Raw genomic sequence first — 6,645 nt, 5'->3', positions numbered from 1 at the left:
TTATTTAATAGTAATACAAACGAGCATTTTTAGTAAATCAAGATCGAAGTTAAACACTATTAATTGCTTTGTTCGCTCTTTGATATCTCTAATAATAGAGGTTAAGGATTGTTTATTGTCCAATTAACGTAAATATGAGTTAAGTTAGAAACTGTACAAATAATTAACAACAATTTGAAATTAATAAAATAATTGTTAATTGCGGTGTTAAATCGGTTTATTTATTAAAAAAAAATTTAATAAATAAGACTATATCTGGTTTTGCTACCCATAATACAATCAAATTAACCTCTCATATTTAGCGTTTTTTTTGACCGTGAATTTAGAATAAATTTTTATTTGAATATTTTAAATCCTTAATTAGATTGAAGTACTATTGAATATAGTAGATAAATATTGAACCTCATCTTCATCAAAGATCTTGAGATTTATATTTTCTTAAGATCCCATTCAAATTACTGGTTTTAATGTTCTTCAGATTATTAATTATCTTGGGATTATTATCCATTAGTGGTTGTTCTTCCAGCTTACTTATCCAACCAGAAATAGTTACTGGCGGAATTAATAGCAATTCAACAGAAGAAGAACCTAATTATAGTTCGGATGGTCGCTATTTAGCTTTTGCTTCGGATCGTCGTGGCAGAAGAGATATTTTTCTCTTCGATCTCGAACAAAAACAATTGATTTCCTTGCCCAATCTAAACCGTCGCGATTCTAGTCAAAGTCAACCATCATTGAGTGCAGACGGACGTTATATTGCTTATGTTTCTACAGAAAGAGGGAAAACCGATATTTTTGTTTACGATCGCACTTCCCAAAGATCGGAACTATTAACAGCAAATGTCAAAGGCTCGTGTGCCAATCCCACAATTAATGGCGATGGTAGTAAAGTGGCTTTTCAAACCAGCCAATTGGGCAAGTGGAAAATCTCGATTGTCAGTCGCAATGTAACTGAGAATTAAGAATTTAAAATTGAGCCGAAAATTGGGAACTATAGGAGGGAATTAAATCACAAAAATGAGATAAACTCGTGGTATTTTCAACCAAGCAAATCAAGCTATTTTTAGCGATTCTCAGCGCGATCGCCATTACCAATCACGGTGCTGTAGTAAATGCTTTGAATTTGCCCATCCAAAATAACGGCATTACAGAACTTAAGGCAGAAAAAGTTATTGCCAAAAAAAGTGGCGGACGTAGTAGCGGTGGTTCTTTTAAGCGCAAACCATCTCGTTCTAAATCCAGTTCTCCCAGTCGTAGCTCCACTAAAAGCAGAAGTAAATCTTATAGTTCTCCCAGTCGTAGTTACGAAAGAAGAAATTCTACTCAGCGTAGCTATGACGATTATCGCCGTCGAGATTCTTCTCCCAATTACCATCGCACTAGTAGAAGTAATTCTGCTGACAATTTTATTTTATTTGTTCTTGGTTTCATCTTTTTTATAGTTATAATTCTTGTTCTCTGGGCGATCGTTTATAAGGTGTCTCGTTCTTCATCTGATAGAACCAAAGCCTCTAATCGAGCCAAACGCAATATCGCCAGGGAAAGAGACAACGATCGCGTTACTATTTCTTGGTTACAAGTCGTTTTGTCTTCTGAGGCGAAAGAATTACAGCAAGATTTATCCAATCTAACTACAAGTGCAGATACAGATTCTGTCGCAGGATTGCTCGAACTGATGAAAGAGTCGGTTTTAATTTTGAGGCGTAACGAAAATCATTGGACTCACGTAGCTTCTAGTTCTAAATCGATGGACATTAGTAACGCAGAATCAGAATTTGATGTATTGTCTTTTAACGAAAGAAGTAAATTTAGTGGAGAGAGTTTGAGTAATGTAGAAGGCAAAATTACTACCAGAGAATCTCGCCAAACTGATAGTGATGGTTTTCCTGCTTATATTGTGGTGACTCTAATTATAGGTTCGGCAGACGATCGCGCTTTATTTAGCCAAATCAACAATGTCGAAGAATTACAGCAGGCTTTGCAAACTCTTTCTGGAATGCGAGAAGATTATTTGATGAAATTTGAATTACTCTGGACTCCCCAAGCAGCTAATGAATATTTAACTGATGAGGAGCTATTGATGGAATATACCAAGGTTATACCTTTATAGGATTGGAATTGGCTCGATCGTCGTCATCGCTATTGGCAGAACCCATAAACTCCGTGCAGGTAACGTGACCTTCTTTACTAATACCGTCTTTTTTAATTACTTTTTCTACAGTAGCAAAGAGAATTTTCAAATCTAGCCATAGACTCCAATTATCCACATAAAAGACATCCATTTTAAATCTAGAATCCCAATCTAAGGTATTACGTCCGTTAGTTTGAGCCAATCCCGTAATTCCTGGCAATACTTCATGACGGCGCATTTGTTCTGGGGTATAGCGTTCGAGATAGTGAGGCAATAAAGGGCGAGGTCCAACTAAGCTCATGTCTCCTTGCAAAACATTGAGTAATTGGGGTAATTCATCTAAACTAGTCTTGCGAATCATCGAACCAAAAGGGGTCATCCGCTCGCTATCGGGTAATAAATTACCATTTTCATCTTTCTTGTCGCTCATGGTGCGAAATTTATAAAAGGCAAATATTTTACCGTTTTTCCCTGGACGAAGTTGAGTAAAGAAAATAGGACTGCCCAGATTGACTCGAATTAGAATTGCTAGAATCAAGATCACTGGAGACAACAGCAATAAAGCGATCGCTGCTGCCAGGCGATCGACTATAGTTTTGATTAGTCTACTCATAGTTTTGTCAGACTTATTAATTATTAAATTGTTATTTCAGTAGTATCCAGTTCTAGTTTAATCTCTCAATTTTACTTTTTTATTAATCTCAGTTCGCTAAATTTCAAACATATACTTAACTGACTTTATTCCATTGATGCAATTATCAATCTATCTTAATTCCTTTCTCATTCCAAATTGATTTCCAAGGAGAAATATCTAAGCCAACTTGACTTTCCAACATCAGAATATCTTGCTTGCACAAATTAAAGGCATTCAGCAATTCATCTTGGCTAAATATATCTTTATTTTTTTTCGATTTATTTCTATTAAGTATTTGCTTGATGCCTATTTTTTTTCCATAGTCTACTATTTTGTGTAGTCCTGAATTATGTAAAAATCTAACTCCAGAATAAACCAATTTAGAAACATTATGATTTACTGGAGCCACACTGGCATTAACTTTTTTGGATAAATCGTAATCTACATTCTCTAATTCTATTTCAAGTTTATCTGAGAGTTCTCCTGCAAATTGTTCTGGGGATTCTTGTAAAGTTTCAAAGAAAATAACTTTAACATTATCTTCTCCAAAAATCTCAACCCATCTAGATAAATGAAAATAATAACGGGACGTTTCCAACAAAATCTTTTTATCTGCTAATGCTTCAGTAAGACTTATACCTGGTTCAATTCTTCCCCTTTGTTTCATATGAGAATAATACGAAACGATACGAGATATCGGTTCTCGTAAGGTAACTAAAATTTTACATTGAGGATTGTGATCGAATATTCTCTGGGTAGCTGCAACGGAATGAAAGTAACTAGGAGCAATTTCTCCTATAGTTTTAGTTTCATCAAGACTGGGAAAATGTGCAAAATACCAATCTAGACCGAGATCGAACTTGTTATCAAAAAAGAAAGTTTCTTTAACTTTAGTTGGCAAGATTACCCGATCGTAATTTAACAAGTAATCGTAAATCCAAGAAGTTCCAGTCTTAAACGGACCAACTGCTACAAAATCTAGTTGTTTGGACATCAATGTTAATGATTTTTTTGATAATTGATTAAATTAACTTACTATTAAGCTACTACGCTTTGATAAATATTTTCGTATTGATTGACAATTGAATTGAGGGCAAATTTTTCTACAACCCTCTGACGAGCAGCTTTACTTTTCTCAACCCTCGCTTTTGGATCTAAATTAGCAATTTCTTGCCACCCCAAAGCCAAGGCTTCTGGATTTTTAGGGGGTACTGCTTTCCCAGTATCTCCTACAATCCAACCAGAATCTCCAATATCTGTAACCACACAGGGAACTCCACAAGCCATTGCTTCTCCAATCACCAAAGGAAAAGCTTCCCCAAAAGCCGAAGAAGAAGTCAGAATATCTAAAGCTGGTGTTATTTGAGGAATATCTCTGCGTTGTCCTAAAAGATATACATTGTCTCTAATACCTAATTCTTCGATTAAGCCAGTTAAAGCAGAGTTTTCCCGATCTACATTTGTACCAATTAGGACAAACTTAGTATTAGGATAGTCTTTCAACATCACCTTTGCTGCTTTTAATAAGTTGGCATGGTCTTTCATGGGATGATAGCGAGCTAAAGAGCCAATTAAAAAAATATCGTCGGAGATACCCAATTCTTGACGAAATTTTTGCCTGACTTCCTCAGAAGGTTGAAACTTAGAAATATCGAAGCCATTAGGCACTACACAACTATTGTGCTTGGCATAACCGAGTTCTTGATGTTGACCTTGACTTTTTTCCGAAACATAAGCCACTTTGCTAATAAATCTTGAAGATAAACTACCAAAACGAATAATGGCTTGAGTCAAAGGCTTTTCTGAAGATAAATCGTGCAGGGAATGGTGAATACTCCACAGGACAGGGATTTTTCTCCTGCTAATCAAATTAAAAAACTGAGCACCTATATTGCCGTGATACATCCAACCTTGAATTAAATCTGGTTGTGCTTGCTTAATTAAATTAATAATCCGTTTAACCGAACCCAAACTGGGTTTACCGATTAGCATTCCCCCACTATACACTGGTATGTCCAACTGTTCGATCTGTTCGCCAAAAACTCCCTTATCCATCAAAGAGATTACTGTGGGGTCAAAGCGCTTTCGATCTATTTTAGCTAAAAGATTGTAGAGCATAACTTCTGCTCCACCCATGTTTAACCCTGTAGTCAAATAAACTATTTTGATCATTTTTATGCTGCCTGAGTAAGTCTCTACAGATATCTTTAGATTATTTTTAATACTCAATTTTTTGCTCTTCTTGGAGAAAACGATTTATTCTACTTTGCTGGGTTAAAATTGCCACATATGCACAACAAGTCAAAATAGTAAAGTTAGTAAATACTGTATGACTAAATATGCCCCAAATTAAAAGATTAATGCCAAATATGATGGCATATCTGCGATGTTCTCCTTGAGCTTTCCAGATTGCAGCCAAAACAAACAGTGGGTAAAGTAAAGCTCCTAAAAATCCATATTCGATCGCGCGATCAAGATATATATTGTGCGTTCTAGGTTCGCTGCCTAAATCAGCTTTGACCCCTTGAATAGAACCACTCCCCAAACCGTTACCATACCAAGGACTTTGAGTAAACTTTTGCCAACCCAATTCTACAAGTAATAGCCGCGATTCATCGCCTTCTTCTTCTATTTCTTCTTCCCCATCTGCAAAAGGATTAACTAGAAACTTTACCCGCTCGATTGTACCTTCGCTAAATAAATCCTGACCATCGGGAGTTTTAATATAAGCTAAGTTATTTATTTGACTTGAAATAATTGTTGCTGTTGTCAAAATTGATATTATTAATATGGGTAGTTGACTACGGGGAATAACTTTAAATATCATAAACAACAAAACAATCAATCCCCAACAAGCCATACCACCACGAGAAAAAGTAACAGCATTACCCATTAGCACGAACAAAGCATAAATTAAACGATACTTTGGTTTAATCAAACTAATAGAAAAAATCAAACCTGTATTTAAAGCAAAGCTTGCCATATTTGAATCAATATAAAATCCTCCCGATCTTCCTGGCACATCTTGAACTTCCTGTAAGATAGAGGGCTGAATAAATTGAGCAAGATAAAGGAGAACGTTAAAGATGGTTACCAGTAGGATCGATATTCTGACATAGCTATGGATTATTGTATATTCCGAAAAAATTAGCATTATCAGACAGATAAAAATTATCGATCTGATTTGATCTTCTAGAATTTGTTGTACTGGTACTGAAGTACCAGGCATTGCCAAAATAGCAATACAAGTCATTGCCAAATAAAGCCCAAACCAAATAAACATAGATTTAGGAAAGTATGATAATTTTCGGAAAATTGATGGATATAATGGCGCAGCCAATAAGATAAATAAAATCATCCACAATAGTGGAATTCCCTTTCCATAAGCACTTAAAATCCCAGGAAGACTACTAAAAAAAACGAAAATTACTGCTACTGCCAAAAAACATTGATAGTAAATTAGAAAACCCGTTTTTGGTTTATTGGTTTGCTGACTTAAGCTACTCATTATTATCAAATTAACGATCTATAAAATTATTTAAGTTAAATTTTTCTCGTCTGGCAAAATTTCTAGATACTGAGAAAAGATATGCTTTGCAGTAAAAATATTGGCTTTCTGCCATAACATATCTAAAAAACCGAAATATCTAATTTTTTTGTTTATTTACTTGAGGTTTTTGCTATTAACCAGTGGCTTAAATCTCGATTTACTAGCTGTGATAGTTTTTGAATATCAGAAGTGAATTCAGCAATCATTTCTTGGCGTAACTCATTAGATAGGGGCTGACGAGCTTCTACTTTTGTATTCACAGAACGAATTTTATTGAGGATCCCTAATTCCTTAATACCTAAAATATCTCTGACTTTTAAAACTATACTA

Annotated in this window: 6 protein-coding genes and 1 pseudogene; 2 read left to right on the top strand and 5 right to left on the bottom strand. The window is 35.0% G+C overall.

Annotation, left to right across the window (positions count from 1 at the left end; all coding sequences use genetic code 11):
• Window positions 1–467: 467 nt before the first annotated feature.
• Together AC33VI_RS23340 and AC33VI_RS23335 are read left to right on the top strand one after the other, a co-directional pair.
• Entirely contained in the window at window positions 468–962 is a 495-nt protein-coding gene (locus AC33VI_RS23340) for a TolB family protein (RefSeq protein WP_491784654.1), read from the top strand.
• A 68-nt stretch (window positions 963–1,030) separates the two neighbouring features.
• The gene (locus tag AC33VI_RS23335) at window positions 1,031–2,110 is read left to right on the top strand and encodes a DUF1517 domain-containing protein (protein WP_491784653.1); all 1,080 of its coding nucleotides are present in this window, start codon (window positions 1,031–1,033) and stop codon (window positions 2,108–2,110) included.
• Here AC33VI_RS23335 and AC33VI_RS23330 read toward each other — a convergent pair.
• From AC33VI_RS23330 to AC33VI_RS23310, 5 genes and pseudogenes are all read right to left on the bottom strand, one after another.
• Window positions 2,097–2,744, bottom strand: coding sequence for a sugar transferase (locus tag AC33VI_RS23330; RefSeq protein WP_491784652.1), 648 nt, complete (start codon window positions 2,742–2,744; stop codon window positions 2,097–2,099). The genes AC33VI_RS23335 and AC33VI_RS23330 overlap by 14 nt on opposite strands.
• Window positions 2,745–2,889: 145 nt before the next feature.
• Entirely contained in the window at window positions 2,890–3,759 is an 870-nt protein-coding gene (locus AC33VI_RS23325) for a sulfotransferase domain-containing protein (protein WP_491784651.1), read from the bottom strand.
• 44 nt (window positions 3,760–3,803) lie between these two features.
• Window positions 3,804–4,937, bottom strand: a complete 1,134-nt coding sequence (locus tag AC33VI_RS23320) for a glycosyltransferase family 4 protein (protein WP_491784650.1) — start codon at window positions 4,935–4,937, stop codon at window positions 3,804–3,806.
• A 46-nt stretch (window positions 4,938–4,983) separates the two neighbouring features.
• A complete protein-coding gene (locus AC33VI_RS23315; RefSeq protein ID WP_491784649.1) occupies window positions 4,984–6,273 on the bottom strand; it encodes an O-antigen ligase family protein in 1,290 nt (429 codons plus the stop codon).
• 152 nt (window positions 6,274–6,425) lie between these two features.
• Window positions 6,426–6,645: pseudogene (locus tag AC33VI_RS23310) on the bottom strand (hypothetical protein); the annotation flags it as partial.

Source organism: Waterburya sp. (assembly GCF_058530065.1).
The sequence above is the reverse complement of the archived record's forward strand: the minus strand, read 5'-3'. Positions and strand labels throughout refer to the sequence as shown.

Bases quoted from the DNA above. Each gene is read 5' to 3' on its own strand.
- AC33VI_RS23340 (WP_491784654.1), top strand. From the start codon at position 468: ATGTTCTTCAGATTATTAATTATCTTGGGATTATTATCCATTAGTGGT.
- AC33VI_RS23330 (WP_491784652.1), bottom strand. From the start codon at position 2,744: ATGAGTAGACTAATCAAAACTATAGTCGATCGCCTGGCAGCAGCGATC.
- AC33VI_RS23325 (WP_491784651.1), bottom strand. From the start codon at position 3,759: ATGTCCAAACAACTAGATTTTGTAGCAGTTGGTCCGTTTAAGACTGGA.
- AC33VI_RS23320 (WP_491784650.1), bottom strand. From the start codon at position 4,937: ATGATCAAAATAGTTTATTTGACTACAGGGTTAAACATGGGTGGAGCA.
- AC33VI_RS23315 (WP_491784649.1), bottom strand. From the start codon at position 6,273: ATGAGTAGCTTAAGTCAGCAAACCAATAAACCAAAAACGGGTTTTCTA.